Genomic DNA, 1027 nt, shown 5'->3' on the forward strand with positions numbered 1-1027 from the left:
ATGTTCTTCACATAGTCAGCGTGGCCCGGGCAGTCAACGTGTGCGTAGTGGCGGTTAGCCGTTTCGTACTCGACGTGTGCGGTGTTGATGGTAATACCGCGTGCCTTTTCTTCCGGCGCTGCGTCGATTTCGTCGTACTTCTTGGCCGAACCGCCAAACTTGGCTGCCAGCACCGTAGCAATTGCTGCCGTCAGGGTGGTCTTACCATGGTCAACGTGACCGATCGTACCAACGTTCACGTGCGGTTTAGTCCGCGAGAACTTTTCCTTTGCCATTTCGCGACTCCTGTGTCGGTAGCGATATTGCTAGTGCGGTATTTGGTGCCCATGGGCAGGATCGAACTGCCGACCTCTCCCTTACCAAGGGAGTGCTCTACCACTGAGCCACATGGGCGAAACTTGAATGCTGCTTTTTAGAACTGCAAGAACCCGGGCAATCTGGAGCGGGTGAAGGGAATCGAACCCTCGTCGTAAGCTTGGAAGGCTTCTGCTCTACCATTGAGCTACACCCGCCGGGTTACCACGCTTTCTGCTTCACCGACACCTGCCGGGTACTCACTACTGCTTTGCAATTCTTGGTGGAGAGGGTTGGATTCGAACCAACGTAGGCGTAAGCCAACAGATTTACAGTCTGCCCCCTTTAGCCACTCGGGCACCTCTCCGCAGTGAACTTCTGATTATGGTGTAACTTTCCTTGGCTGTCAAGCACTTTCCGTACTATGCAAAGTAGGGAAGGACAGACTTCGGAGCGTTGACCTGGCACCAGCTAAGCTGCCCGATCGCACCATCATCGTCGGCGTTCAATAAAGAACACCTTCACCCTATAGGGGCTCGCCAGAGGCTCTAAAACGGCGTCTGGCGGCCTCTCGGGCCTTGCTTTGACGTCGATTTCGGCCAACTGGCTCGCCAGGCTGGCGGCTTGGACGCTGCTAGAGCCTGATCGCGCAAAACCGCAGCCGCAAAAGCAAAACCCCCCAGTACTTTCGTACTGGGGGGTTTCAAGGGAGAGCCTGGCGATTACCTACTTT

1 protein-coding gene and 3 tRNA genes are annotated in these 1027 nt (G+C 55.4%); all 4 read right to left on the reverse strand.

Annotated elements, in window-relative coordinates; all coding sequences use genetic code 11:
* Positions 1 to 275: GTP-binding protein (locus AC1Q7Q_RS40335; RefSeq protein ID WP_492376850.1), on the reverse strand; the 275-nt coding region annotated here is incomplete at its 3' end.
* A gap of 43 nt (positions 276 to 318) precedes the next feature.
* Positions 319 to 393 (reverse strand) — tRNA-Thr (locus AC1Q7Q_RS40340).
* 45 nt (positions 394 to 438) lie between these two features.
* Positions 439 to 512: transfer RNA gene (locus tag AC1Q7Q_RS40345), tRNA-Gly, on the reverse strand.
* Positions 513 to 575: 63 nt separating this feature from the next.
* Positions 576 to 661, reverse strand: a tRNA-Tyr gene (locus tag AC1Q7Q_RS40350).
* Between the last annotated feature and the right edge of the window lie 366 nt (positions 662 to 1027).

The sequence above is a fragment of the Cupriavidus sp. GW823-FHT07A04 genome (assembly GCF_058794615.1).